This window comes from Streptomyces sp. NPDC057694, assembly GCF_042799415.1.
Taxonomy (GTDB): Bacteria; Actinomycetota; Actinomycetes; order Streptomycetales; family Streptomycetaceae; genus Streptomyces.
In genome coordinates this window covers 1-1,756 of the sequence record NZ_JBHVIX010000062.1, presented here as the reverse complement: position 1 = coordinate 1,756, position 1,756 = coordinate 1, and the positions used below count along the sequence as shown (strand labels likewise).

The 1,756-nt window shown below is 66.5% G+C and carries 1 protein-coding gene; it reads right to left on the bottom strand.

Annotated features, from left to right (window positions below; translation table 11 throughout):
• Window positions 1-15: 15 nt before the first annotated feature.
• The gene (locus ACFVDP_RS43870; RefSeq protein ID WP_383503444.1) at window positions 16-1,701 is read right to left on the bottom strand and encodes an ISAzo13 family transposase; all 1,686 of its coding nucleotides are present in this window, start codon (window positions 1,699-1,701) and stop codon (window positions 16-18) included.
• Between the last annotated feature and the right edge of the window lie 55 nt (window positions 1,702-1,756).

The following is a 1,756-nucleotide window of genomic DNA, read 5'->3' as shown; positions in this document are numbered from 1 at the left end:
AGGGCTCGCAGAGAATCAACGTGCCGATTTGATCTCTGTTGAGTTGCTGTGCGCGAGGAACGCGGTGACGTCGGCGGGGGTGCGGAACCTGGCTGTGGAGGGTTGAATGGTGCGGCCGTGCTGGGCCAGCAGGGGCTGGACTTGATGAACGGCCCTGGTGAGGGTGCTGCCGTCGACGCCGAAGAGCTGGGCGAGCAGGTCTCGGGGGCCGAGTTTGCGCAGGTAGAGGACGGCGGCCAGGACTCTGTCAGCGGTGTTCAGCTTGTCCTTGGCTCCAGCGCCGCGAGCGCGGGTGCGTTCGCTTCCTCGCTGCTGGAGTCGGTGTCGCTCGCGTAACTCATCAAGGTGCTGGGCCAGTTGGCCGACGATCTCGTCCAGTGCCGCCTCGGGCATGCCGGTTAGTGCTGGGCTGCGTAGGCGGCCGGTGCAGGGCCGCGGGGGCGGGTCGCTAGCTGACTGCGGATTCTCGGCGGCGTTGCTGGTGTCGCGGCCTTGGGGGTGGAGGGTGTAGTTCCAGTCGCCGTGGAAGCGGTGCCGGTGCATGGGCAGGGCGTCGAGGTCGTTGTCGGTGACCTTGAGGCCGGTGTCGTAGGTGCTGGGGTCGAGTTCGGCGTGGACTTTCAGTCCGGTGCGGGTGGTGGTCGCTGCGATGCTGTTTACGATGACGTCGTGGCTGGTCAGTGGGCGGCCGCGCCAGTTCATGGAGATATGAGAGAACAGCCGGTGCTCGATCTTGTTCCACTTCGAGGTGCCCGGCGGCATGTGGCAGACGGTGATGTCCAGGCCTGTCTCGGCGGCCAGGGCAGCGAGTTCGGTCTTCCAGGATCGGGTGCGGTAGCCGTTGGAGCCGCCCGCGTCCGCGGTGATCAGAAGGCGGGTGGCGGCTGGGTAGTCGTGCCGGCCTCGGGCCTGCCACCAGCGGCGGATGGAGGCGACGGCGAACGCGGCGGTGTCGTGGTCCGTGCCGACACTGACCCAGCCGATGTTCGCGGCGATGTCGTAGACGCCGTAGGGGATAGCCTTGCCCGGTCCCTGCCGGTCCAGGAAGTCGTGCGTCTTGACCAGTACCGGTTCAGAGGTCGGCCGCCACTGCTGGCCCCCGTTCTTGTAGTCGCCGACAAGTTCCTTCTTCTTCGCGTCCACACTGATCACCGGCTGCCCAGCGTCCATGTGCTGTCTGGCCCGGTCGTTGATGTAGCGAAACTGGCTGTCGCGGTCCGGGTGCTGCTTACCCTCGAGCGTCTTGGCGCCGGCCTGCAGACTGAAGCCCTCCGCACGCAGCAGGTCCCCGACGGTGTCCGCGCTCACCCGGTGTCCCTGGCGGGTCAGTTCAGTCGCAAGGTTCCTGGTCGACTTCACCGTCCAGCGCAGCGGCGACATCGGATCGCCTCGCTCATCGGGTTCCACCAGCGCCAGCAGCGCGGGCCGCAGCCCCGGATCAAGATCCACTGCTTTCTTCCGGCCACCACCGGGCCTGCGTACTCGGCCCAAAGGTGCCTCGCCGGCCTCCAACTCGACCATGCCTCTGCGGACCGTCGTCTCGCTGACCTGGGCTGCCCGAGCGACCGCCCGGATACCTCCGTGACCAAGAATCCTGGCCTCGGCGCCCATCATCAGCCGCCGCTGTCGCTCATCGAGGTGTGGAAACAACACCCCAAAGCTGATGGCGAGTTGATCGCGAGTCGCGTCAGGTATGGCCATACCACGTGAACGAGTTCGCTCGCGGAAAGCAACACGTTGATTCTCTGCGAGCCCT

What these genes read in the sequence shown, in the direction of transcription:
- ACFVDP_RS43870 (WP_383503444.1), bottom strand. Translation starts at nt 1,701, where the DNA reads ATGGCCATACCTGACGCGACTCGCGATCAACTCGCCATCAGCTTTGGG.